Source organism: Sphingomonas faeni (genome assembly GCF_023195535.1).
Lineage (GTDB): Bacteria > Pseudomonadota > Alphaproteobacteria > Sphingomonadales > Sphingomonadaceae > Sphingomonas > Sphingomonas faeni_B.
The window spans coordinates 614,326-638,418 of record NZ_JALPNF010000001.1 but is presented as its reverse complement, the minus strand read 5'-3'; the positions used below and the strand labels follow the sequence as shown (position 1 = coordinate 638,418).

18 protein-coding genes are annotated in these 24,093 nt (G+C 66.5%); 11 read left to right on the top strand and 7 right to left on the bottom strand.

Features of this window, described 5'->3' with window-relative positions; translation table 11 throughout:
* The 4 genes from SPHN_RS02550 to SPHN_RS02535 all read left to right on the top strand — a co-directional run bounded on the left by SPHN_RS02550 (position 1) and on the right by SPHN_RS02535 (position 6,399).
* Positions 1-2,928 carry a glycosyl hydrolase 115 family protein gene (locus tag SPHN_RS02550; protein ID WP_248520898.1) on the top strand — a complete coding sequence of 976 codons (2,928 nt, stop codon included), beginning with the start codon at positions 1-3 and terminating at the stop codon, positions 2,926-2,928.
* Positions 2,929-3,034: 106 nt separating this feature from the next.
* Positions 3,035-3,832 (top strand): FadR/GntR family transcriptional regulator, encoded by a 798-nt coding sequence (locus SPHN_RS02545; protein ID WP_248520897.1) that lies wholly within the window; start codon positions 3,035-3,037, stop codon positions 3,830-3,832.
* 130 nt (positions 3,833-3,962) lie between these two features.
* On the top strand, positions 3,963-5,144 hold the full coding sequence (gene uxuA, locus SPHN_RS02540) for a mannonate dehydratase (protein ID WP_248520896.1): 1,182 nt from the start codon (positions 3,963-3,965) through the stop codon (positions 5,142-5,144).
* 343 nt (positions 5,145-5,487) lie between these two features.
* Positions 5,488-6,399: a serine hydrolase gene (locus SPHN_RS02535; RefSeq protein ID WP_248521463.1), complete on the top strand. Its 912-nt coding sequence runs from the start codon at positions 5,488-5,490 to the stop codon at positions 6,397-6,399.
* A 30-nt stretch (positions 6,400-6,429) separates the two neighbouring features.
* Here SPHN_RS02535 and SPHN_RS02530 read toward each other — a convergent pair whose 3' ends face one another.
* Together SPHN_RS02530 and SPHN_RS02525 are read right to left on the bottom strand one after the other, a co-directional pair.
* Positions 6,430-7,452 (bottom strand): potassium channel family protein, encoded by a 1,023-nt coding sequence (locus tag SPHN_RS02530; RefSeq protein ID WP_248520895.1) that lies wholly within the window; start codon positions 7,450-7,452, stop codon positions 6,430-6,432.
* Positions 7,453-7,589: 137 nt separating this feature from the next.
* Positions 7,590-8,252: a Fe2+-dependent dioxygenase gene (locus tag SPHN_RS02525; RefSeq protein WP_248520894.1), complete on the bottom strand. Its 663-nt coding sequence runs from the start codon at positions 8,250-8,252 to the stop codon at positions 7,590-7,592.
* A gap of 91 nt (positions 8,253-8,343) precedes the next feature.
* Here SPHN_RS02525 and SPHN_RS02520 point away from each other — a divergent pair, with 91 nt between their 5' ends.
* The 4 genes from SPHN_RS02520 to SPHN_RS02505 are packed head-to-tail and all read left to right on the top strand — an operon-like array spanning position 8,344 to position 12,674.
* Positions 8,344-8,661: a hypothetical protein gene (locus tag SPHN_RS02520; protein ID WP_248520893.1), complete on the top strand. Its 318-nt coding sequence runs from the start codon at positions 8,344-8,346 to the stop codon at positions 8,659-8,661.
* Between the two features lie 19 nt (positions 8,662-8,680).
* Positions 8,681-9,970, top strand: coding sequence for a cytochrome c (locus SPHN_RS02515; RefSeq protein WP_248520892.1), 1,290 nt, complete (start codon positions 8,681-8,683; stop codon positions 9,968-9,970).
* Positions 9,967-10,458, top strand: coding sequence for a (2Fe-2S)-binding protein (locus tag SPHN_RS02510; protein WP_248520891.1), 492 nt, complete (start codon positions 9,967-9,969; stop codon positions 10,456-10,458). The genes SPHN_RS02515 and SPHN_RS02510 overlap by 4 nt, the downstream gene beginning before the upstream one ends.
* Entirely contained in the window at positions 10,455-12,674 is a 2,220-nt protein-coding gene (locus SPHN_RS02505; protein WP_248520890.1) for a molybdopterin cofactor-binding domain-containing protein, read from the top strand. Before SPHN_RS02510 ends, SPHN_RS02505 begins: the two co-directional genes overlap by 4 nt.
* Before the next feature lie 80 nt (positions 12,675-12,754).
* On the opposite strand, the gene SPHN_RS02500 is transcribed toward SPHN_RS02505, so the two are convergent.
* A complete protein-coding gene (locus SPHN_RS02500) occupies positions 12,755-13,624 on the bottom strand; it encodes an alpha/beta hydrolase family esterase (protein ID WP_248520889.1) in 870 nt (289 codons plus the stop codon).
* Between the two features lie 63 nt (positions 13,625-13,687).
* Positions 13,688-16,027: an adenosylcobalamin-dependent ribonucleoside-diphosphate reductase gene (locus tag SPHN_RS02495; RefSeq protein WP_248520888.1), complete on the bottom strand. Its 2,340-nt coding sequence runs from the start codon at positions 16,025-16,027 to the stop codon at positions 13,688-13,690.
* A 335-nt stretch (positions 16,028-16,362) separates the two neighbouring features.
* Between SPHN_RS02495 and SPHN_RS02490 the strand changes: the two genes are divergently transcribed.
* Positions 16,363-17,349 carry a LacI family DNA-binding transcriptional regulator gene (locus SPHN_RS02490; protein WP_248520887.1) on the top strand — a complete coding sequence of 329 codons (987 nt, stop codon included), beginning with the start codon at positions 16,363-16,365 and terminating at the stop codon, positions 17,347-17,349.
* Here SPHN_RS02490 and SPHN_RS02485 read toward each other — a convergent pair.
* The 3 genes from SPHN_RS02485 to SPHN_RS02475 all read right to left on the bottom strand — a co-directional run bounded on the left by SPHN_RS02485 (position 17,321) and on the right by SPHN_RS02475 (position 22,023).
* Positions 17,321-18,466 (bottom strand): MFS transporter, encoded by a 1,146-nt coding sequence (locus SPHN_RS02485; protein WP_248521462.1) that lies wholly within the window; start codon positions 18,464-18,466, stop codon positions 17,321-17,323. The genes SPHN_RS02490 and SPHN_RS02485 overlap by 29 nt on opposite strands.
* A 77-nt stretch (positions 18,467-18,543) precedes the next feature.
* Positions 18,544-20,835 carry a TonB-dependent receptor gene (locus SPHN_RS02480; RefSeq protein ID WP_248520886.1) on the bottom strand — a complete coding sequence of 764 codons (2,292 nt, stop codon included), beginning with the start codon at positions 20,833-20,835 and terminating at the stop codon, positions 18,544-18,546.
* A 99-nt stretch (positions 20,836-20,934) separates the two neighbouring features.
* Positions 20,935-22,023 (bottom strand): Gfo/Idh/MocA family protein, encoded by a 1,089-nt coding sequence (locus SPHN_RS02475; protein WP_282580376.1) that lies wholly within the window; start codon positions 22,021-22,023, stop codon positions 20,935-20,937.
* Between the two features lie 104 nt (positions 22,024-22,127).
* Between SPHN_RS02475 and SPHN_RS02470 the strand changes: the two genes are divergently transcribed.
* Together SPHN_RS02470 and SPHN_RS02465 are read left to right on the top strand one after the other, a co-directional pair.
* A complete protein-coding gene (locus SPHN_RS02470; protein ID WP_248520885.1) occupies positions 22,128-22,958 on the top strand; it encodes an aldo/keto reductase in 831 nt (276 codons plus the stop codon).
* Positions 22,955-24,028 (top strand): LLM class flavin-dependent oxidoreductase, encoded by a 1,074-nt coding sequence (locus SPHN_RS02465; RefSeq protein ID WP_248520884.1) that lies wholly within the window; start codon positions 22,955-22,957, stop codon positions 24,026-24,028. Before SPHN_RS02470 ends, SPHN_RS02465 begins: the two co-directional genes overlap by 4 nt.
* Positions 24,029-24,093 lie beyond the last annotated feature (65 nt).

Below are 24,093 nucleotides of genomic sequence, written 5' to 3'. Positions count from 1 at the left end.
ATGCGGGGCGGTCGTGAAGCGGCCGCCCCGTTCATGGATGCGACACCGTTCCCGGCGCTGGTCGCGGGGCCGGTCTATACTAAGGGCAAGGCGAGCATGTCGACGATCGACGCATTGGCGGCGCGAGGGCGGTACGGCAAGCTCTACCTCGCGCTGGTCAACGTCAGCCCCGATACCGCGGTGCCTGTTCGCACCAACCTGACCGGCGCGGCGCAGGGCCGGTTGCTGACCGCGCCGCAGATCGACAGCCGCACCAGCTTCGACGCGCCGGACGCGGTTGCGGTGACAGGAGAGAATCCGATGACACAGGCCGTATCGCGCCGCACGATGATGGGCGGCGCCGCGTTCAGCGCTGCGCTCGCTTCTCTGCCCGCACCCCTGTTCGGCGCGGGGGCACAGGACCCGGCACCCGATCCACGCACCGCGTTTCCGCTGATCGCCAAGGGCGTGCCGGCGACAGTCCTGATCGATGCCGACGCCGACAGCGCGGTTCGCCACGTCGCGGCGGACTTTGCCAAGGATCTGGAGCGGGTCAGCGGCACCGCGGCGCAGCTTGTCGACGGCGCTGGCGGATCGGTGCGGGGGCCTGCGGTAATCATCGGCGTGCTCGGCCACAGCGGCGTGATCGATCGCCTGGTCGCGGCCGGCAAGATCACGGCCGCGGACATCCGTGGCGAATGGGAAGCCTTTCGCCAGATCGTCGTCGACGATCCGATGCCGGGCGTGGCGCGTGCGCTGATCATCGTCGGATCCGACCGGCGCGGCGCCGTGTTCGGCACCTATGACGTGTCCGAGCGGATCGGCGTATCGCCCTGGCACTGGTTCGCGGACGTGCCGGTCCGCCGCCAGCGCGACGTGCTGATCCCGGCCGGCTCCAGGCGCGACCAGCCCAAGGTCCACTATCGCGGCTTCTTCATCAACGACGAGGATCCATGCCTCAGCGGCTGGGCGAAGAAGACGTTCGGCGGCGTCAATTCGGCGATGTACGCGCACGTCTTCGAGCTGCTGCTGCGGATGAAGGGCAATTATCTGTGGCCCGCAATGTGGGGCAAGGCGTTCGCCGACGACGATCCCGGGAGCATGGTGCTCGCCGACGCGATGGGCGTCGTGATGGGCAATTCGCATCACGAGCCGATGCTGCGCGCGCAGGCCGAATGGCACCGGCATGAGGATGGCGGCGTCACCGGCGGCGCGTGGGACTATGACAGGAACGGCGCCAATCTGCGCAAATTCTGGCGCGGCGGCATCGAGCGCATGATGGCGAAGGGCGGCGGCCGGCAATACGATTCGGTGGTGACCGTCGGCATGCGCGGCGATGGCGACGAGGCGATGGCCGAGGGCACCGCGACCGGGCTGCTCGAACGGGTGGTTGCCGAGCAGCGCAAGATCATCGCCGACGTTACCGGCAAACCCGCGAGCGAAACGCCGCAGGTCTGGGCGCTCTACAAGGAAGTGCAGGACTATTACGACCACGGCATGAAGGTGCCGGACGACGTCACGCTGTTGTTTTCGGACGACAACTGGGGCCAGATCCGGCGCCTGCCCGATCCCGCCGCACCGCCGCGCAAGGGCGGGTACGGCATCTATTATCACTTCGATTACGTCGGCGTGCCGCGCAACTATAAATGGCTCAACACCAACCAGATCGAAAAGATCTGGCAGCAGATGGACCTGGCGTACAGGCGCGGTGCGGCGCAGATCTGGATCGCCAATGTCGGCGATATCAAGCCGATGGAATATCCGCTCGGGTTCTTCCTGGCGCAGGCTTGGAATCCTGACGCGATGACCTCCGCCGCGGTCGCGCAGTATCCACGGGCGTGGGCGGCGGCCACCTTCGGCCCGGCCCAGGCCGACGCGATCGGCGAGATCGTCACGCGGCACAGCAAATATGTCGCGCGGCGTAAGCCGGAGCTGATCGACCAGAGCAGCTTTCCGATCGGCGGCGTCACGCCCAAGAACCTCGACGGCGGCGAATTCGGCGCGATGGTCGGCGAATGGGATGCGCTGGAGGCTCTCATGCTGGCGGTCCGCGCCACGCTGCAACCCGACCAACACGACGCCTATTACCAGCTTGTCGAGTTTCCGATCGCGGCGGTCGCGAACCTGTATCGGCTCTATTACGGCACCGCTTGGAACCGGGTATTGGGGGCACGGAACGACCCGCGCGCGAACTACTTCGCCGATCGGGTGGAGACCGCCTTCCGCCGCGACGGCGAATTGACGCAGCGATACCACGGCATCAACGGCGGCAAGTGGGACGGCATGATGGCGCAGGTCCATATGAGCTACGTCATCTGGAACGACCCCACCCAGCAGACGATGCCGAGCATCATGCGCGTCGGCGCCGACACGCTTGAGGCAGAGCGTCGGCGGCAACCGGTGTTCGTCCGATCGCCCGCCACGGACGTCGGTATCGTCGCCATAGAGGCGCCGGCGTTCAGTCGTGCGCGCGACGGCAAGGGCCTGCGCTGGACCGCGATACCGCATCTCGGCCGGACCGTCGGCGCGGTGATCGCCCTGCCGCAGGGGCGACCCGCGACCCGTCCGGAAGACGGCGTGTGCCTGGAATACGACGTCACCGTACGCAAGGCTGGCCCCGCAACGCTGACGCTCTATCTCGCGCCGACCCTCGATACCTTCGGCCGTGACGGATCGCGCATAGGCGTGTCGATCGACGGCGGGGCGGTTCAGGTGCTTCGTGCCGTGCTCGAACCGACCGGCGGTGGCGCGGACAATCCGGACAAGGAACGGTGGGCGGCGGCAGTGAAGAACAATATCGTGCAGGTGTCGACCAGCCTGGGCAGCGTCGCAACGGGACGGCATACCATCAAGGTCTGGAGGCTGGACGACAACATGGTCCTCGAAAAACTAATACTCGGTACCATTCCGGTTCCGTTTTCCTATCTCGGTCCGGTTCCCGCTACTTGATGGAGCTTGCGGGAACGCCGTCATTCCGGGATATTCCGCGATGTCCGCTTCCTCCGAGAGGGTGCCGTAACAGCACCTGCGCGCAAATATTAGATTGGTCAGTCCAATGAAGAATTCCCAGGCTCACAACGCGCTGTTTGCCGTCGGACAATATGATGTTCCGGCGAACGACCGCTTGTACCAGCGTTTGGCGCGGCGACTGTTCGAGGAACTGGTCGCAGGGACCTACGCGATCGGCGATCGGCTGCCGGCGGAGCGGGAACTCGCGATCGATTACGGCGCCAGTCGCCCAGCGGTACGGGAAGCGCTCATTGCGCTTGAAGTGCAGGGTTTTATCGAGGTTCGGGTCGGCTCGGGAGCGTATGTCTGCCGCTTGCCGGGGCAGGGGGAGGAGCCCGGTTTTGCGATCACCGCGTTCGAACTGACGGAAGCACGGATCATGTTCGAGGGCGAGGCGGCGGCACTCGCTGCGGCGCAGATCACCGATGCGGAGATCGCGCAGCTCGATGGGCTGGTCGAGGCCATGACGACCGAGAACCTGCTTCAAGAAGTCACCGAGATCGCCGATCGCGATTTCCACATGGCGATCGCCAGGGCGACGCGGAATGCGGGTGTGGTGCGGACGATCGAGGATCTGTGGCATTTGCGCTCGACCTCGCCCGAGTGCGCACTGCTCCACGCCAAGGCGCGCAATGCCAAGGTGCGGCCGGTCGTCGCCGAACACGCTGCAATCGTTGATGCTTTACGCGCACGAGACTCGGCGGCGGCGCGCGCTGCGATGCGCGCGCATCTGACGTCGGTCATGGACCATCTCCTGTTCCAGACCGAAGAGATGGCGATGGAGCAGGCTCGGCTGGCGCTCGCAACGACACGCCAGCGCTATGGCGGCGCCACGAGCCTCTGAGGACTTCACTGCTGCGTTCTTCTAGGTTGTCAGACCAATTCGATCGTTGCTATCTGGTTTGCGTGTACGCGGCCGCATCGCCGCGGAATATGGGCCGGGAAATGGGCCGGAAGATGAGGATGACCGGCAGATGATGATGACCCAGACCATGCGGTGGTTTGGCCCGAACGACCCGGTGCCGCTCAACGCCATCCGCCAAGCTGGTGCGACCGGGATCGTCACGGCGCTGCACGAGGTCTCCAACGGCGATGTATGGACCGCGGACGCCATCGCCGCACGTCGCCGCATGATCGAGGAGGCCGGCCTCGAGTGGAAGGTGGTCGAGAGCCTTCCCGTCACGGAGGGCCTGAAGACGGGCTCGGGGAAGCCGGGCTCGGGTGAATGGGATCGGCTGATCGAGGCCTATGTCGCCAGTCTGCGGAACCTTGCGGGGCAGGGCATCGAGGTGGTGACCTATAATTTCATGCCGCTGCTCGACTGGACGCGGACCGACCTGAGTTGGGCGTTGCCCGACGGCGCGCGCGCACTGCGGTTCGAGCTTCACGCGCTTGCCGCGTACGATATTCACATTCTGCGCCGCCCGGGTGCCGAGCGGGATTACGCGGCCGATGTCGTTGCCAGCGCCGCCGAGCGGTTCGCGGCCATGGACGACGGGGCGCGCGCGACGCTGGAGCGGACGATCATCGCCGGCTTGCCGGGGAGCGAAGAGAGCTTCAGTTCGCCGCAGCTGCTCGAGCAGATCGAGACCTATGCCGAGATCGATGCCGCCCGGCTCCGCGCCAACCACATCGCGTTCCTGGAGGCGGTATGCCCCACCGCCGAGGCCGAAGGGATCAGGCTCGTGGTGCATCCCGACGACCCGCCATTCCCGATCTTCGGCCTGCCACGCGTCGTGAGCACCGAGGCGGACGTAGCCGCGGTGTTTGCCGCCGTGCCTTCCGCTGCGAACGGACTCTGCTTTTGCAGCGGGTCGTTCGGTGTGCGCGCGGACAACGACTTGCCGGGCATGGTGCGACGGCTTGGTGACCGCATCGGTTTCGTCCATCTGCGCTCCGTCCAGCGCGAGCCCGATGGCGCGTTTCACGAGGCAGCGCATCTGGAGGGCGATGCGAACATGCCCGCGATCATGGCCGAGCTGGTCGCGTTGCAGGCGCGGACGGGGCGGTCGTTGCCGATGCGTCCGGATCATGGTCATCAGATGGTGGACGACCTGACCAAGCATACCAACCCCGGCTATTCGCTGATCGGCCGTCTGCGCGGGCTGGCGGAGCTGCGCGGACTGGAAGTCGGCCTAGGCTATGGCAGCGCATGAGATCGACGCGGCGCGTGACGGCTGCCGGCTCGACGATCTCTTAGTCCAGGGCCAATCTTCTCCCCTGTGCGCCGAACGGGGTGCGAAGCGCGCCGAAGCCGGGGCGCGCCGGTTTCCTCGAGACGACAGATCGTTAAAAGACGACAAAAGGGAAGTGTCGTTGTCTTTTGAATCCGTGTTTCGACGCCTTGGCGGCTTTGCCGGCGTGTCTGTTCTTGCCGCTTGCGTTCCTGCGGGGCAGCAGCCCGCGTCGCCTGCATCCGTGCCGATCACCGTGCAGACCACCGCCCCCGCGAAAATACCGCCAAGGCCGCAGATACGGCGCAGTCAGCCGTCGGCAGGTCTGCTCAACGCCATCCAGGCACTGGGTGCGAGCTTCAAGGGTGAGGCGGGCATCAGTGTCCGCGATATCGATGAAGGGTGGGTGGTTGCGTGGGAAGGCGATAGCCCGCGTCCGCAGCAGAGCGTCAGCAAGCTGTGGGTGGCGATCGCGGTAATGGACGCGGTCGACCGGGGCCGTATGTCGCTGGCCGATCCGGTGACGGTCACACGATCCGATCTCACGCTGTTTCACCAACCGATCAGGGCGCTCGTCGGCAAAAACGGTTACACCACGACGGTCGGCGCGCTGTTGGGCGGGGCGATGACGCGCAGCGACAACACCTGCAACGATGTTCTCCTGTGGCGGGTCGGCGGGCCTGCGGCGATCAATCGCATGCTCGCGGACAAGGCCGTCGCCGGCGTCAAGTTCGGCCCTGGGGAGCGGCAGTTGCAAGCCCGTACCGCTGGACTCGAATGGCAACCGGAATGGGCTGGAGGCTGGGGATTCCTCAAGGCGCGCGCCGCCATGACGTACGAAGCCCGCGACAAGGCGTTGCGCCGCTATCTCGCAGCACCGCTGGACGGCGCGTCGGCGAATGGCATCACGCTCGGACTATCGCTGCTGGCGCAGGGCAAGCTGTTGAGCCGTCGCTCGACCGCCTCGCTGCTGACGTTGATGCGATCCAGCAAGACGGGTCCGCTTCGCCTCAAATCCGGACTCCGCCCCGGTTGGACGCTCGCGCACAAGACGGGGACAGGCCAGGATCTCGGAAATCTGTCGACCGGTTATAACGATGTGGGATTGCTGGTGGCCCCCGATGGACATCGCTATGCGGTTGCGGTGATGATCGCGAGCACGCGTCAGCCCATTCCAGTCCGGATGCGGTTGATGGGCGACGTCACCCGCGCAGTCGTGGCGGCCGCCGATCGCTGATCGCCAGGCGTGGTACCCGACGTCCCCGTATCACCGCCGCGGGACCACCTCGACGATCAGGTCGTCGGCTTCCAAATGGCGCGCTTCGGGTTCCCAGAAGCCGAAATCCTGATGTCCGCGGTAGATGCGGTGACCAAGACCGGTGGCGATCCCGGCAAGCGGTTTGCCGACCTCATCTGCGGTTACGCACCGCTCGCGCAACGCGACCCGACCGCCAGTCGCGGCGAGATCGGCCATATAGTCGGCGATATGCGGGCCGTGCGTCGATCCGGCGAGCAGGAGGCCGGCGAAACTGGCGGGATTGATGACCACATTGGCGCCTGCCTGATGGGCGATCGCCTCGTTGTCCTCGGATCGGATGACGACGCTGATCGGCAGGTCGGGTGCGATCCTGCGCGCCGTCAGGACGATGAGTATCGACGTGTCGTCGCGGCCTGCGGATACGATCAGCGCGCGGGCGTTGGCGATCCGGGCGGCTTCGAGCGCGGCATTGCGCGTCGCGTTCCCCTCCATCACGGTCGTGCCGTACGTTTCGGCGGTGCGCAGTGCGGCAGCGTTTTCGTCGATGACCACGATCATGCCTGGATCGGCGCCGCGCCGGACCAGCTCGCTGACCGCCTCCGACCCGCTCGTACCGAAACCGGCCACGACGACATGACCATCGAGATGGCGCTGGATCACCGACATGCGCCATCTCTCCCAGACGCCCTTGAGCAAAAAGTCATACGCCGTCCCCAGAAAGATGAGCCATACGAACAACCGGATCGGCGTGACCACGAACGTATCGAACATCCGGGCTTGCTGCGTCACCGGTACGATGTCGCCATAGCCGACCGTCGTCACCGTGATCATGGTGAAATACAGGATATCGAAGAAGGTCACCGGCGCGCCCGAATTCTGTCGCAGGCCCTCCCGGTCGAACCAGTGGACCGCAAGCGCGATGCCGATCAGGCCAAGCGCGACCAGTGCACGCCAGGATAAGGCGAGCCACGCAGGGGTTCGGCTCTTGCGGCGGAGGTGGTAATGATCGGTCTTCGCATCGTCGCTGCGCATCCGACGCTTCTGCTACGCGGAAGCGGCGTTGGGAAGACGTCCGGCGGTTCGCGATCGAAATCTGTCCATCGATTATCACCGACGGTGTTTGTCTCGCGGCCGTCGGGATCGAGGCTGACCGTGTTTCCTGCGGCGTCTCAATCCTCGGCCCAGCGCCTGAGCAGATTGGACTGCGTCTTCGCCAGCAAATCCAGCTCGGGCGTTTTGCCCAGCTGCTCGAACAGCGCGTGCCGTGCGGTTTCGAGATCGAACAACAGCTCGCGGGCGTCGGCATCGCGGATCAGGCTGCGGACCCAGGTCACGGCGGCCAGCCGTTCGCCGGAAACGACTGGCGCGACGCGGTGCAGCGCGGTCGTCGGATAGACCACGGCATCGCCCGCCGCCAGCTTCACGTCCTGCTCGCCCGCCGCGGAGTCGATGACCAGTTCGCCGCCCTCGTAGGTGTCGGGATCGGACAGGAAGATCGTGACCGACACATCGGTCCGCATCCCGCCCATGATCGCGTCGTCGACATGGTTGCCATAGGCCATGCCGGGCTCGTAGCGGCTGAACAGCGGAGGGCGCACGACATGCGGCCGGGTCGCCATCCGGAACAGCGGGTTCGCCAGCAGCCGGTCGATCACGAGGTCCTGCATGTCGGCGAGCAACGGGTCGCTACGGTCGACCTGCTCGTTGCGCTTGACCGGCCGCGCCTCGCGACCGGCGGTCTGGCGCCCGTCGACGAAGCGGGTCTTGCCGAGATTATCTCGCAGCCACTGGAGATTGTCGGCATCCAGAACGTTGGCAATCATGATCAACATAGGGAAACTCGTGGCATCGACATGACGTCGGGTTGCGGGTCCTATCAGTAAGTCCCCATGCGGCCAACGGCTTGGCGAGTAAGGAAATATCATGCGTACGAAATTGTGGATGGGCGTCGGTGCCTTCGTGGTCGCGCAATCTGGCCAGGCGATCCTGACCGAAGCGGCAGCCAAGCCGCTGGCGTCGTCGGTCGATCAGGTCGGCGAAGGCGGCGAGAACGAGCGCGGCGAAGGTGAAGGCGAGGGGGAGGGGGAGGGGCGTCAGGTCGTCCGCTCGGCCAAGTCTCGGCATGTCGTCCGCAACCCCCGTCGCGCCCGTGCCGCGCAGCAGCATTCAGGCCAGCGTGGCGAAGGCGAATATGAGGGTGGCGAAAACGAGCGAGGCGAAGGCGGCGAAGGCGAGCGCTGATCGAGGGACATAGCGGGGAATGAGCCGGTCAGGGATCACGCGCACCGTCATATGGGCCGCGATTGCGCTGTGCGTAGGCATAGTGGTCTTTGCGATCATCGCCTACCGACCGGCCATTGCGGCGGTGACGCGGCCTGATCCGCGGTTGTTCGATGCGGCGCTGGTCGCGCGCGGCGCCAATCTCGCACGGCTGGGCAATTGCGTCAGTTGCCATCAGGCCGCGGGCGAACGTCCCTATGCGGGCGGCTATCCGATCAAGACGCCGTTCGGGACGGTCTATGGCAGCAACATCACGCCCGACCCGGCGACGGGAATCGGGGAATGGTCACCGGCTGCATTCAACCGCGCGATGCGTGAGGGCGTGGGGCGTGACGGTAGCCATTTGTATCCGGCTTTTCCGTATACCCATTATGCCAACGTGACGGACAGCGACCTGGGCGCGTTGTACGCGTTCCTGATGACCCGGCCGGCCGTGCGTGCGGTACCGCCGGCCAATACGATGATCCCGCCGCTCGGCTTTCGCCCCTTGCTCGCCGGCTGGAAGTTGCTGTTCTTGCGACCGCAACCGATGGCGTCCGATCCTCGCCAGTCGGCCGCGTGGAACCGGGGTCGCTACATCGGCGAGACGTTGGCGCATTGCACCGCGTGCCACAGTCCGCGCGGCCTGTTGCAGCAGGAAAAGCGTGGCGCCGAAGCCTATGATGGCGGGTGGTCGGGTGGCTGGTATGCTCCCCCGATCAACGCGCGCTCCCCGGCAGTTCGGGCATGGACCGTGGACCGGCTCGATGCGTATTTCCGTACCGGCCTGAGTACCGCGCATGCCGCGGCCGCCGGGCCGATGGGGCCGGTCACGTATAATCTGGCGCGCGCTGCACCGGCGGATGTGCGCGCGCTCGCGACCTATTACGCGTGGCAGATGCGCGAGGCGCCAGCCGCGCGCGTCGAGCCGCCGCTACCCGATCGTCGTGCATCGGCATCGCAGCGGCATCCGGTTGGCGCGCGCCTGTACGAGGGTGCCTGCGCGGTGTGCCACGAGCCGGGTGCGGCAATGATGGTCGCGGGGCGCCCGGTCTTGCCGCTCGGCACGCCGCTGCACGAGGACAATCCCCGCGACACGATCCAGATCATCCTGCAGGGGCTGCGTCCGCCGGTTTCGGCGCGTGGGCCCTATATGCCGGCCTTTGCCGATGCGCTCGACGACCGTCAGGTGGCGGAAATCGTGGCGTATCTGCAGGTGCGGCATGGCAGCGGTCCGGCCTGGAAAGACCTAGAGAAGGACGTCGCCAAGGCGCGCGAGGAGGGCGAATGATCGACTTGACCGTCAACGGGGCGGCGGCGCGGGTCGATGTCGATCCCGCCACTCCGCTGCTCTATGTTCTGCGTGACGATCTCCATCTCCATGCCGCAAAGTTCGGGTGCGGACTGGGGCAGTGCGGGGCATGCACCGTGCTGGTCGACGATCGACCGGTATTTTCGTGCCTGATGCCCGTCGGCGCGATCGGGACGCGGAAGGTCACCACGGTCGAGGGGCTGGGGACTGCCGCCAAACCGGGCGACGTCCAGCGCGCCTTCCTCCACGAGCAGGCGGCGCAATGCGGCTATTGCATCCCCGGAATGATGACGCGCGCGGAAGGCCTGCTACGCAAGACGACCACACCGACCGAATACGCGATGCGGACGGCGATGGCGCCGTCGCTCTGTCGGTGCGGAACCCACATGCGGATTTTGCGCGCGGTGCGGCGCGCGGCGGTGATGCGCGGCGGCGGGGTGGTCGATGCCGCGGAACCGGTGACATGAGCGGGCAGGCGTCACGTCGCGATGTGCTGGGCGGGCTGCTGGTCGCGTTTTCCTTCGCGCCCGCCGCGCTTGCACAGACCGGCGGCGGCGAGGGCAGCGGCGGACCGCCGACGGTCGCGCCCGATCTGCCGGGGACATTGGCCAAGTTTCCCGATCTCGACGCGTGGATCCGCATCGCACCGGACGGTCGCGTGACGGTGTTCACGGGCAAGGTCGAACTCGGGACCGGCGTGAAGACCGCGATGGCGCAATTGGTCGCCGACGAACTCGACGTGGCGATCGAACGGGTCGATCTCATCACCGCGGATACCAGCCTGACGCCCAACGAGGGCGTGACTGCGGGCAGCCAGACGCTCGAGCAGAGCGGTACCGCGGTCGCCAACGCCGCCGCCAACGTCCGGTTGTTGCTGGCAGAGACGGCGGCGGGACGATGGGGCGTGGCTGCGACGAGCTTGTTCACGCGCGACGGCGCCGTGCTCGACGGGCAGGGACGGCGCGCGACCTATGCCGAGCTCGCCGCGTCGACGTCGCTGGCCGTGCGTGCACGCGCCGACGTGCCGCGCAAGCGTCTGGCGGCGCGGCGGTTGATCGGACGGCCGGTGCCGCGCGTCGACCTGCCTGCCAAGCTGACCGGCTTGCCGAGCTATGTCCACGATATGGTGCTGCCCGGCATGGTGCACGCCCGGGTGCTGCGCGGCCCCTCGTCCGGCACGCGACTGACGCCTGATCTTGCCGCGCTTCGCCGGCAATCGGGTGTCGCCAAAGTCGTGCAGGTCGGGCGGTTCGCGGCGATCGTCGGACCGCGCGAATGGCCGCTCGAGCAGGCGCTTCGGGTCGCCAATCGTGGCCGCTGGGTGCGCGATGCCGCGGTGCCGGCGCTACCGCCCATGCCCGCGGGACTGTTGACCATGCGCCGCGAAAGCCAAGTGATCGACACACGTCGCGACGACCCCGCGGCGCGCGGCATTCGGCGGCTGTCGGCGCGCTACGACCGCCCTTATCTGATGCACGGCGCGATAGGACCATCCTGTGCCGTGGCGCTTTTCGAGGAGGGCCGACTGACGGTCTGGACGCACAGCCAGGGCGTCGAGCCGTTGCGCCAGGCGATCGCCGAACTTCTTGCGATGCCGGTCGACCGCATCCGCTGCGTCCACCGCGAAGGAGCAGGGTGCTACGGGCATAACGGCGCCGATGACGTCGCGGGCGACGTCGCGCTGATCGCGCGCGCGATGCCCGGCGTGCCGGTCCGGCTGCAATGGAGCCGCGAGCAGGAACATGGCTGGGAACCGCTCGGCCCGGCGATGCTCGCGCAGGTCGATGCGACGCTCGACGCGTCGGGGCGGATCGTCGACTGGCGGCATCAGGTGTGGAGCAACACGCACAGCACCCGCCCGACGGCAGCTGGCGATCTGCTCGCCGGCTCGGAGGTGGTGCCACCTTTCACGCCGACGCCACCCAAGCCGATCCCGCAGCCTAACGGCGGCGGCGACCGCAACGCCATTCCGCTCTATCGCTTTCCCAACCAGACCATCGTCAGCCATTTCCTGCCCGACATGCCGGTGCGCGTCTCGGCGTTGCGGGGGCTTGGCGCGCATCTCAACATCTTCGCGCTCGAAAGCTTCATGGACGAACTGGCGGTCGCGGCGGGACGCGACCCGGTGGCGTTCCGACTGGCGCATATCGACGATCCGCGTGCCGCCGCAGTGATCCGGCGCGCGGCGGATCGGTTCGGCTGGGGACGATACCGACCCGCATCCAATCGCGGGCGGGGATTCGCGTTTGCGCGCTACAAGAACCACGGCGCCTATTGCGCGGTCGCGCTCGATGTCGAGCGCATCCCCGACGAGGGTCGGCTCATCGTCCACCGCGCGGTCGCCGCGGTGGACAGCGGCGAGGCGGTCAATCCGGACGGCATCCGCAACCAGGTTGAGGGCGGGATCGTCCAGTCGCTGAGCTGGACCGCGATCGAGGCGGCAGGTCATGACGGTGCACGCCGCACCGATTACGACTGGAGCACCTATCCGATCCTTCGCTTCGCTGACGCGCCGCGCAGCGTCAGCGTCGAGGTGATCGATCGGCCGGGGACGCCGTTCCTCGGCACGGGCGAGTGCGCGCAAGGCCCGACCGCAGCGGCACTCGGTAACGCGCTCGCTGCCGCCACGGGGGTGCGATCCAGGAGTATGCCTCTAGCGGCTGGGTCTCCCACGCCAGTATGAACACCCGACCCTGAGTGAACCGATAGCCGGACCGGTAAGGTGTCCTGTGGCGATCCGGCGATGGTGATGCAGCCCTCCCGTCAGCGCGTATGCCGTGACAGGAAAGCCCACATCGCCTCGTTGTCGACCACCGACCAATTATGCGGCCCGCCGCGCATCACGCGCGCCGCGACGGTCGCGCCGCCCCGGCAGCGCGAATAGCCTTGCTCGTACACCGTCGTGCCGACGTTGCGGGCATAAGGGTTCGAGCAGCCGTTGAGCGCCGCCCAGCGTTGCAGCGCGGTGATCTGCGAATATTGCCAATAGGGCGCGCCGCCCCCCGCGATCGGGTTGGTCGTATCGGCGTCGCCGGAAAAGGCGAGCAGCGGGACGGATGCGCTGGGGCGGCAGGTCGCAGGATCCGCCTGCATCGGGTCGGACCCGAGCGGGCGTCCGGCGCGCAATCCGACGACCGGCGCGATTCCGGCAAAGCGGCCAGGGGCGACGCAGCCCAGCCACGATGCCATGCGCCCACCGCCCGACAACCCGGTCAGGTACGCGCGCTTGGCGTCGACGCAGCCGGTGGCGACCAGCCGGTCGACCAGATCCGTGAGGTAGGCGACGTCGTCGCGCGCATCTTTGGGGGGCAGGGTACCGCTGACCGTCAGCACGCCCGGGATATTCCACACATAGCCGCGTTTCGCAGCGATCCCGCCATCCGGGGACACGACGACGAACCCGTGCCGGTCGGCGGTCTCGGCGAGGTGGCTGTCGCGCAGCATCTCGGCGCCGGTGCCCGTGCTGCCGTGGAGCAGCATGACCAATGGCATCGGTGCCGAGGACCGGGCAGCGGGCAGGTGGATAAGCGCGCGTTCGGGCATCGTCTCGAAGGCGCCCACGCGACATTCGGCAAGGGCGGGACCGGCAACGAAGCACGCGGCGAGCACGGCGAGGAAACGAAACAGGGGCATCGCAGCCGTGTATAACGCCTGCGCGCCGGCTCCTAGCCTAACCTCTGTCTTGGCGCGCCCGCATCATCCGCATTTGCTGTACCCGCATTGATAGCAGGTCAGGCACCCCTCCAGCATGTGCGCGGTGTTGCGCTTGCAGCTCGGGCATTGCTCGCCCGTGACCTCACCGCCGGGTGCACCGGTCGTATCCAGCGCGAGTGCCGGCTCGGGTTCCGAATGCTGGCGCAGGATCCTGCCGATAAGCGCGATGAGGCTGGGCGCATAGCTGCCCTTGGCTTCGTGATCGAGGCGGACGAGCGCGCCACCCTTGGGCGAATGAACCCGTTCCAGTTCCTCGAACAGGAAGGTCGCGTCGCCGCGCCGGCACGCCGCGGACAGCGTCCGGGTGAGCGCAGCCATGGTCTCGAAATTCTCGACCGAGCTGGTCGAAATGAAGATCTCGAACGGGACGCGACGTCCATCGGGATGCACATAGTCGTTGATGGTGAGGTAGTAATTCTCGCCGTCGATAGGCCATTTGATCTTTACCGTCTTGCCGCTCAGCACCTGCGGGCGGGTCAGCACGTCGGATGCCGCGACGGCGGGGGGCGCGACGACCGGCTCGGGTTCGGCGGTATCGCTCTTCACCGACAGCACGGAGCCGCGAACGCCGCTCGGACGATAGGTCGTGCAGCCCTTCATGCCCTCGCGGTAGGCGGTGAGATAGACCTCGCGAAACGCCTCGTACGGCATGTCGGCCGGGCAGTTGATGGTCTTCGAGATCGCGGCATCGACCCAGGCCTGCGCGGCGGCGGCGACCGCTATATGATCGTCGACCGACAGCGCGAGCGCGGTGACCATATAGTCGGGCAAGGCGGCGGCGGCATCGAAGCCCGGCATGCGGCTATACAGGTACCAGCCGTAATCCTGCACTTCGAAACGCTCGAGCGTCTGATCGGTCGCGGTCTGCTCGATCACGACCGCGCGGTCGTAATGCCAGCTGAAGGTCGGTTCGACGCCCGAGCTGACATTGCCGTAGAAGATCGACGTCGTGCCGGTCGGTGCCAGCGTCAGGAGTACGCCGTTGCGGATGCCGTGCGTGCGGATGTCGGCGACCAGATCGGCCGGCAGCTTGGTCAGGAACGGCGCGCGGGCGAACGCCTCGGTGTCGTAGACGGGAAAGGCGCCGCGTTCGCGCGCCAGCGCCACCGACGTCCGATAGGCCTCGATCGCGATCGCCTTGCCGATCTCCTCGACCAGCGGCGTCGCCGTGCGGCCATAGCGTACCCGCATCTGCTGCAACAAATTGCCAAGACCGGTATAACCGAGACCGATGCGGCGCTTGGCGAGCGCTTCGGCACGCTGCTCCGGAGTAGGGAAGGGCGACGTATCGAGGACGTTGTCCAGAAATCGCACGCCGACCTGAACCGCGCTCCGCAGCCTGTCCCAGTCGACCGCCGCATCGGCCGTGAACGGATTCAGGACCATGTTGGCGAGGTTCACATGACCGAGATCGCAGTCGCCATTGGGCGGCAAAGGCTGCTCGCCGCATGGGTTGGTGGCGGCGATCGTTTCGCAATAGTTCAGGTTGTTCAGCTTGTTGACGCGGTCGATGAAGATCACGCCGGGCTCGGCATAGTCATAGGTCGTGCGCGTGATCAGGTCGAACAACTCGGCGGCGGGCAACCGGCGATAGACGTACCAGGGACGGCCGTCCTTTTCACCGACCGCGACATGCTCGCCGTCCGCGCGCGGCACGTGGAAGCCCAGATCCCAGTCCGAGCCAGCCTCCAGCGCCGCCATGAAGTCGTCGGTAACCGTGACCGAGACGTTGAAGTTCTTGAGAAAATCCTTGCGCGTCTTGGCGGCAATGAACGCCAGCACGTCGGGATGCCAGATTGGGAGCACACCCATCATCGCACCACGGCGCGATCCGCTCGACCGGATCGTGACGCACATGCCGTCCCACATCGCCATGAACGGGATCACGCCCGACGAAATCGATCCGGTCCTGCCGACCACGGCACCGTCCGGTCGTAGCGTGCCGAAGTCCATGCCGATGCCGCCGCCCTGCTGCTGCGTGAAGGCTGCGACGTTCAGCGCCGGCATGATCCCGACGCCCTCCAGTCCGGGCTCGCTATCCATCGAATCCTGGATGGTCGGGCTGACGAAGCAGTTGATCCACGTCACGCGCTTGGTCGTTCCGGCGCCGGCGAAAATGCGTCCACCCGGCACCCAGTCGCGTGCCTCGAGGGCGGCAAGCGCCTTGGCTGCGTGGGCCGGATCATCATTGGCATAGACCCCGCCGACGACGCGAGCGAACGTGTCGGAGGGCGTCGCCTCGCTTGCGTGACGGTATTTCTCGCGCCAGATGTGGACGGTGACAGGCTGGTCGAGCGGGCCCATTGCAGTATCGGAAGTCATAGACGAACCTCAAGTAACTATACGGGCCAGCGTTCGAAATCGCCCATTGTCGGAGCGGAAATGGCCTCTGGCCCGCTATGGGTCGCTGAGGTTGAAAGCGCAATATATAGTGTGACTGCTTTGTAACCTGCGCTATCGGTTGACTATGATCCGCTTGATCTCCGGCTGTCCCAGTTTGCCGGCCTAAGCGAAATATGCCCGACACTGGCCGGAAAATACATTTCAGGACGTGCATCGGGGTATGGCGATATTGGCATTACGTCGTCGCGGCGCCCAAGTAGGGGGACTGAGATGCGGGCGACGAGAGGGAACGTGTGCGGGCAACGATAAACGACGTGTCGCGACTTGCCGGCGTTTCGATCAAGACGGTCTCGCGCGTGCTCAACAACGAACCTCGCGTCTCGGAGGCGACGCGGGCGCGGGTGACGGCGGCGTTCGCGACGCTCAAATACCGGCCGAACATGGCCGCGCGGACGCTGGCGGGGCATCGCAGCTTCCAGATCGCGCTCGCGTGCGACAATCCCAGCCCCTATTACGTGTATGAAATGCAGTCCGGCATCCGTGATCGCTGTCTGCTCGATGGCGTGCGGATGATCGCGCAGCCCTACGACCATGACTCCGACCGGCTGATCGACGATATCGAGAGTTTGATCGATGGGTCGGGTGTCGACGGACTGATCCTGACGCCGCCCGCGACCGACTATCCCGAAGTGCTGGCGCTCATGGCGCGTCGGAACGTCCGGTTCGTCCGCGTCTCGCCGGGCACCGACCTCGATCTCACCGCATCGGTGTTCATCGACAATATCGGCGCCGCGACCGTAATGACGCGGCATCTGCTGGCGCTTGGCCACCGCCGCATCGGTTTCGTCTCGGGACATGCGAGCTATGCGACCAGCGTGCAGCGACTTGCGGGCTATCGCGCCGCGCTCGACGAAGCCGAGATCGCGTTCGATCCGGTCCTGGTACGGCCCGGCGATTATGACTGCGCATCGGGCGCCGACGCGGCCGAGGCGCTGCTCGCGCTCCGCCTGCCGCCCACCGCGATCTTTGCCTCGAACGACGACATGGCCGCCGGCGTGCTCAGCGTCGCACACCGCCGCGGGCTGTCGGTGCCGGCCGACCTGTCGATCGCGGGCTTTGGCGACGACGCGATCTCGCGCTTCGTCTGGCCCGCGCTGACGACGATCCGCCAGCCGACGCGGACGCTCGGCTACATGGCGGCGGATCTCCTGCTCGCCGCGGAGTTCGCCGTGAAGCGGATCGAAGTGCCGTTCGAACTGATCCGTCGCGACTCTACCGGGCCGGTTCGATCCGCGGGATGAGCAGCTGGATGAACCCCAGCGCCAGCAAATAGCTGCATGCACAGATCGCCAGCATCGGCGCATAGCCAAAGCCGTGACCGAGCGACCAGGCGGACAGCTGGATCATCCCGATCGAGCCCATGTTGCCACAGAACGCCGCGATCCCGATCGTCGACCCGACCGACCGCGCGGGCATGACGTCGGTGGTCAGTGCAAAGACGTTGGTCGAAAACCCCTGATGCGCGAACAGCCCGAGGCCGAGCACCAACGCCGCGGTCCAAGGGCTTTGCAGCGACAACACGATCGGCACCGGTAGGATGAGCAGCGCATACAAGAGTAGCGTGGATTTCCGCGCACGGTCGAGGCTCCAGCCGCGCGCCATCAACCGCGTCGGCAACCAACCGCCGGTCAGCGCGCCGCACGCCGCGAGCGCATAGACGAGCGCGACGGGGAGCCCGACCTGACCCTGCGGCAGTCCGAACAGCCGGTGGAACAGATCGGGCAGCCATGAGAGCATGAAGAACCAGACCTGATCCGACAGCACTTTGGCGACTGCGATGGCGAGCGTCCGGCGATCCTTGAACAGGTCGATCCAGCGGATCGGCGCGGGGCCACCGGTCTCGGCGATCGCGGCGGGCATCTTGAACGCGAACCACGCGACGACCCACACCAGCCCGAGGCCGCCGGCGACGAGGAACGCCGCGCGCCAGCCGAACGCGATCGCCAGCGCCGGGATGACGAGCGGGGTGATGACCGCACCGACATTGGGCGCGGTGTTGCCGATCCCCAGCGCGATCGAGCGGTCCTTGGGACCGAAATAGGTCGCAGCGGATTTCACTGCGGCGGGCGTGCCGATCGACTCCGCCGCACCCAGCACGACGCGCGCGCCGATGAACCCGCTCACGCCGGACACGAATGCGTGCGCCATGCCTGCGAGGCTCCATACGAAGACCCCCGCCGCGAAGCCGATCCTCAGGCCGACCCGGTCGATAAACCATCCGGTCCCGAGAAACGCGACCGCGGCGGCGAACTGGAACGCCGACGCCATGTTGCCGTAATCCTGATCGGACCAGGCGAACTCCTGCTCGAGCGTCGGCTTCAACAACGCCAGGATCTGCCGGTCGACGTAGTTCAGCATGATCGCGAAGAACACGAGCGCAACGACCACCCAGCGCGCCTTGGACTGGGCGGGGGAGGGGGCCTGTACCGGATCCGTCAAAAGTTCAGCCTTGCGGTGATGCCGGCGTAGCGATCCGCCTCGCGCGGGATGATGTAGCGATAGGCGCCACCCGGCCCGCCGCTGGTGATCGCCGAGGCGAAGCTGGTGTCGAGCACGTTCTTAATCTGGAGTATGATCCTGAACGCATCCTTCGCGTCGACGATGCCGGCCGAAAGATCGAGCAGGCCGTACGCCTTGATCGTCGTTGCGTCGCGGATCGCGGCGCTCGCGTCGAACTGCGAGATCTGGCTGGACTGGTATGAGCCTTGCGCGCCGACCGTGAAGTCGATGCTGCCGCCGGTGCGGATGCGATAGTCGCCGCCGAGCGATCCCTTCCACCGCGGCGCATAGCCGAGCTGCGTGCCTGCGGGCACGACGCCGGTGGTCGAGCCGTTGGTCGGGATCTTGAACTGGTCGACATGCGCATCGGTATAGGCGAGCCCGCCCGAGATGTTGAGATCGCGGACCGGACGGTAGAGCAGGTCGAGCTCGCCACCACGGGTCGAGATATCACCTGCGTTGGTGAACCGGGTGACGAGCACGCCCGCGACCACGTCGGGGTTGTTGGCCTGGAAATTGTGGTATTTGGCGTAATAGGCGGCGAGGTTGACTACTAGCTTGCCCTCGAACAGCGTGTTCTTCAGGCCGATTTCATAGCTGTCTGCGGTCTCCGGATCGATCACGTTGGTGCCGGTCGCGCCGAGATTGTAGAAGATGTTGAACGCCGGCCCCTTATAGCCCCGCGAATAGGTCGCGTAGGCGGTCGATTGCGGTGCCAGGTCGAATTGCAGCCCGCCCTTGCCCGACCAGTTGGTGTTGGTGGTCTTGCCCGCGAACGGCCCGAAGCTCGGGTTGATGCCCGGCCCGGCGAGCGTCGTGACGCGGCTGTGGAATACGTCGAGCTGGTCGCTGGTGTAGCGGACGCCGCCGATCGCGCGGAACCGATCGGTCAGGTTGAAGACACCCTGCCCGAAGAATGCGAGGTTCTTGAAGGTCGAGCCGAACACGGCGGTGCCGGTCGGCCGGGTGACCGTCGTGCCCGCGGTCGAGCAGGGGGTGGGCACGGTCGGCGTCGGCGTGGCGGTGCAGACGACGTCGTCGCGGCGGAACGTCCGCTCGGTTTCCGCGCGCGAGTAGAATGCGCCGACCACGTAGCTGAAGAACTGGTTCGACGGCGACGCAATCCGGACTTCCTGCGTGAAGGTGTTGCTCGTCTGCGGCCCGAAATCGTGAAGCTGGTTGGCGCCGAAATACGCGGTCGGCAGCCAGTCGCCGTCGCGGATCTCGGTATTGTCGTATTCGCGGTACGAGCCGATGTACGTCACCGTCTGCGTGCCGAGCGTCGCGTCCGCCTGCAGCGAAACGCCCCAGCTCTTCTCGTCGGTATGCGTGATCAGGTCCTGGTTGACGGTGCGCGACTTGTTGCCGTTGCGATCGGGCAGGACGCTGGCGGTGAGTCCGGTGGTCGGCGTGGTGCCGATGACCTCGGCGCAACAATCGTCGTTGCTCCGCCGATAGTCGCCGATCAGCGTGAAGGTCAGGTCGGGGGTGGCGTCAGCGACGACCATGCCGCGAAAGCCGTAATGCTCGTACCCGTTCACGCGCCGGTTATCGTGCGCGATGTTGCGGATGTTGCCGGCGTAATTGCCGTAGAAGCCGGTGAAGCGGCTCTTGATCGTCTCGCTCAACGGAATGTCGAGCGAGGCGCGCGTGCGATATTCGTTGCCGTTGCCGGTGAAGAACGAGCCCTCGACCGAGCCGGCGAGCACGTTGCCGGGACGCTGGGTGACGATGTTGATGACGCCGGCGCTCGTGTTCTTGCCGAACAGCGTACCCTGCGGTCCGCGCAGGACTTCGATCCGGTCGATGTCGATCAGGTCGCTGAACGCTTCGCCGGCGCGGCTGTAGACGACGCCGTCGACGACGGTGGAGATCGACGGCTCGCCCGCGACCGAGAAGGTCGAGGTGCCGACGCCGCGCAGGAACAGCGACTGGTTGATCGTCGTGCCCGATTTGCGGAAGTTGAGCGTCGGCACGAGATACTGCGCGCCTTCGAGGTTCACCGCACCCTGCGCGGCGATCTGCGCGCCCGAGATCACCGACACCGCGACCGGAACATCCTGCAGGCGCTCCGAGCGCTTCTGCGCGGTCACGACGATCTCGCCCGGCACGGAGGTATCGGGCGTGCTCGGGGCGGCGGCCTGCGGCTGTGCTGCCTCCTGCGCCCAAGCCGGTGCGCTCAGCCCTGCGGCCAAGGCCACCCCCGACAGCAACCAATGCGTTTTCATGCGCGTCCCCTCCACAATTCCTACTTCAATGGTAGGTTAAACAGTGTCCTGCGCTGTCATACACGATTTCGCCTTGGGGCGCGCAAAGTATGGCTTCATTCAAAACCCCAGTTCGGTCATTTCTACCACGCGCTTCGTACACGCGCTGATCTCGGCGGCGGTGCCGATCGCGACCGCCATGAGCCCATCGCGAGCGCTGACCTCCACGCCGATTTCGCCGCGCACCGCAGCGATGAACTTCTGGTGCTGATAGAAGGTCGAGCCGTGATGGCTGCCCGCGTCGAGCGCAGTCTGGTCCACTGCGATCACCTGACGCTCGACCCGTTTCGGATTGAGGAACCCGGTGCGCGGACTGAACACCAGCGCGCCTTCGGGGATCAGCACGTCGAGCCGGGCTGCATCGCCGACCGCGGTGATCTCCTCCTGGTTCTCGGCACCGTCCCCAAACATTGACAGGTCGAGCATCGCGCGGACGCCGTTGGCGAAATCCACCGTCGTGTAGCTGTTGTCGATGATGTCGGGCCGTTCGCCGTCATAGCGTTCGTCGACATGGTTCACGTCCATCGCGCCCGAGCAATAGACGCGGACCGGTTCCGACCGGACGATCAGCCGCATCAGGTCGAAGAAGTGGCAGCATTTCTCGACCATCGTCCCGCCGGTGTTGCGGCTGAAGCGGTTCCAGTCGCCGACCTTGGGCAGGAACGGAAAGCGGTGTTCGCGGATCGACAGCATCCGCAAGCGCCCGATCCGGCCGCCATGCACCTGGTCGATGAACGCCGCGGCGGGCGGCATGTAGCGATATTCCATCGCGGTCCAGAACGGCCGCGTCATCTGCGCGGCACGATCGACGACCCAGCGCGCGTCCTCCAACGTCGTCGCCAACGGCTTTTCGCAGAGGATCGCGACGTCCGCATCGAACAGCGGCGCCAGCACGTCGCGGTGCGTGTAGTTGGGGCTTGCGACGATCACCGCATCGACCAGCCCGCTGCGCGCGAGCGCTGCCGCATCGGCAAATTCCTGCACGCCATCGCCGCGCGCACCCAGCGCATCGCGCGCCCAGCCGAGCGAAATGCTCACCGGATCGGCGATCGCCGTCACCACCGCGCCAGGGGTGACCGCCAGGTTCTGGAGATGCTCGACCCCCATCATGCCCGTCCCGACCAAACCATAACGTACTTGCTCGACCAAGCCTATTACCCCTATTCGTGACAGCGATGTCGCAGCTTGATCCTACACCCAAAGCCATTCCCCTCGGCAAGAGCGGAATCCTTGTCAGCCCGATAGCCTGGGGCATGTGGCGGTTCGCCGGAGTCGGCGTCGCCGAAGGACGCGCGCTGATCGAGGCGGCGTTCGAGGCGGGCGTCACGCTGTTCGACACCGCCGACATCTATGGTTTCGATGGCGCCGGCGGGTTCGGCGATGCGGAGGTGCTGCTCGGCCGCATCTTCGCGGACTCGCCCGGCCTGCGCGAGCGGATGGTCCTGTCCACCAAGGGCGGCATCCTTCCGCCGCTGCCGTATGATTCGAGCCCGGCCTATCTGGCGAAGGCGCTCGATGCCTCGCTGACCCGGCTCGGTGTCGAGCAGGTCGACCTCTACCAGATCCATCGCCCGGATATCCTGACGCATCCGCAGGAAGCGGCGCGCGCGCTCGAGCATATGGTCACGGCGGGCAAGGTGCGCGCGGTCGGCGTGTCGAACTACACGCCTGCGCAGGCACAGGCGCTGGCATCGTTCCTGACCATCCCGCTCGTCAGCCACCAGCCGGAATTCTCGCCGCTCCACCTCGAGCCGCTCGAAAACGGGCTGTTCGATCAGGCGATGGAGCGCGACATGGCGGTGCTCGCCTGGTCGCCGCTCGGCGGTGGCCGGCTCGGTGTACCCGCAGACGCGCGCAGCGCAGCGGTGGCGGCGGCGCTCGATCGCAAGGCTGCCGAGACGGGCGCGAGCCGATCGGCGGCGGCCTATAGCTGGATCATGGCGCATCCGGTGCGCGCGATCCCGATCGTCGGCACGCAGAACCCGGCGCGGATCGCCGAACTCGCGCAGGCGTTCGCGATCACCTGGACCCGGCAGGACTGGTACGATGTCCTGGTCGCGGCACGGGGCGAGGCGCTCCCGTGACCAAATCCTGCGAAGTCAGCTGGTTCTCGGCGCTGTGCGACGACGATTACGAGTTTCTCGGCGTGCCCGATCCCCGGCTGCAATCTACCTGGGAACATTGCCGCGACATCGTCCTTCAGGCCGAAACCGGCGGCTACGACAACATCCTGCTCCCCTCGGGCTATGCGCTGGGGCTCGACACCACCGCGTTCGCCGCGGCGATCGCGCCGATGCTCCGTCGGCTGGCGCTGTTGATGGCGGTCCGCGTAGGCGAAAGCTGGCCGCCGCAACTCGCGCGCCAGATCGCGACGATCGACCGGATGCTCGGCGGACGGCTCAACATCAACATCATCTCGTCGGACCTGCCCGGCGAGACGCTTGCCTCCGGCCCGCGCTATGCCCGCACGGTCGAGCTGATGCGGATTCTGAAGACGCTGCTGAACGGCGAGTCGCTCGATCACGACGGCGAGTTCTGGAAGCTGAAGCTCGATCCGCCGCGGATCGGTACCGTGTCGGGCAAGGCGCCGTTGCTGTATTTCGGTGGACTGTCGCCGGATGCGCGCGAGGCGGCGGCGAAGGAGTGCGACGTCTACCTGATGTGGCCCGACACGCGCGAGAAGGTCGCGGAGATCATCGCCGACATGACCGCACGCGCCGCCCGCCACGGCCGCACGCTGCGCTTCGGCTACCGCGCGCATGTCATCGTCCGCGAGACCGAGGACGAGGCGCGGGTGTACGCCGATCGCCTGCTCTCGAAGCTCGATGCCGAACAGGGCGCGGCGATCCGTGCAAAGTCGCTGGATTCGGGGTCTGCCGGCGTCGCGGCGCAGGCGGCACTTCGCGAGGGCGCATCGGCCGATGGCTATGCCGAGGACAATCTGTGGACCGGCATCGGCCGCGCGCGATCGGGGTGCGGCGCGGCGATCGTCGGCGATCCCGACCAGGTGCTCGCCAAGCTCGCCATGTACCAGGATATGGGGATCGAGGCGTTCATCCTCTCGGGCTATCCGCACGCCGCGGAAGCCGACCTGTTCGCGCGTCACGTCCTACCCCGGATGACGCACGCGCCGCTGTCTCCTTCGCGCAGGTAATAGGCGCGTCGACCGTCGAAGCCTGACCATCCAGGCAGGCCGTCACGCTCGGTTCGTTGTCGGCG

What these genes read in the sequence shown, in the direction of transcription:
- SPHN_RS02550 (WP_248520898.1), top strand. Translation starts at nt 1, where the DNA reads ATGCGGGGCGGTCGTGAAGCGGCCGCCCCGTTCATGGATGCGACACCG.
- SPHN_RS02545 (WP_248520897.1), top strand. Translation starts at nt 3,035, where the DNA reads ATGAAGAATTCCCAGGCTCACAACGCGCTGTTTGCCGTCGGACAATAT.
- uxuA (WP_248520896.1), top strand. Translation starts at nt 3,963, where the DNA reads ATGATGATGACCCAGACCATGCGGTGGTTTGGCCCGAACGACCCGGTG.
- SPHN_RS02530 (WP_248520895.1), bottom strand. Translation starts at nt 7,452, where the DNA reads ATGCGCAGCGACGATGCGAAGACCGATCATTACCACCTCCGCCGCAAG.
- SPHN_RS02525 (WP_248520894.1), bottom strand. Translation starts at nt 8,252, where the DNA reads ATGTTGATCATGATTGCCAACGTTCTGGATGCCGACAATCTCCAGTGG.
- SPHN_RS02520 (WP_248520893.1), top strand. Translation starts at nt 8,344, where the DNA reads ATGCGTACGAAATTGTGGATGGGCGTCGGTGCCTTCGTGGTCGCGCAA.
- SPHN_RS02515 (WP_248520892.1), top strand. Translation starts at nt 8,681, where the DNA reads ATGAGCCGGTCAGGGATCACGCGCACCGTCATATGGGCCGCGATTGCG.
- SPHN_RS02510 (WP_248520891.1), top strand. Translation starts at nt 9,967, where the DNA reads ATGATCGACTTGACCGTCAACGGGGCGGCGGCGCGGGTCGATGTCGAT.
- SPHN_RS02505 (WP_248520890.1), top strand. Translation starts at nt 10,455, where the DNA reads ATGAGCGGGCAGGCGTCACGTCGCGATGTGCTGGGCGGGCTGCTGGTC.
- SPHN_RS02500 (WP_248520889.1), bottom strand. Translation starts at nt 13,624, where the DNA reads ATGCCCCTGTTTCGTTTCCTCGCCGTGCTCGCCGCGTGCTTCGTTGCC.
- SPHN_RS02495 (WP_248520888.1), bottom strand. Translation starts at nt 16,027, where the DNA reads ATGACTTCCGATACTGCAATGGGCCCGCTCGACCAGCCTGTCACCGTC.
- SPHN_RS02485 (WP_248521462.1), bottom strand. Translation starts at nt 18,466, where the DNA reads ATGCTGAACTACGTCGACCGGCAGATCCTGGCGTTGTTGAAGCCGACG.
- SPHN_RS02480 (WP_248520886.1), bottom strand. Translation starts at nt 20,835, where the DNA reads ATGAAAACGCATTGGTTGCTGTCGGGGGTGGCCTTGGCCGCAGGGCTG.
- SPHN_RS02470 (WP_248520885.1), top strand. Translation starts at nt 22,128, where the DNA reads ATGTGGCGGTTCGCCGGAGTCGGCGTCGCCGAAGGACGCGCGCTGATC.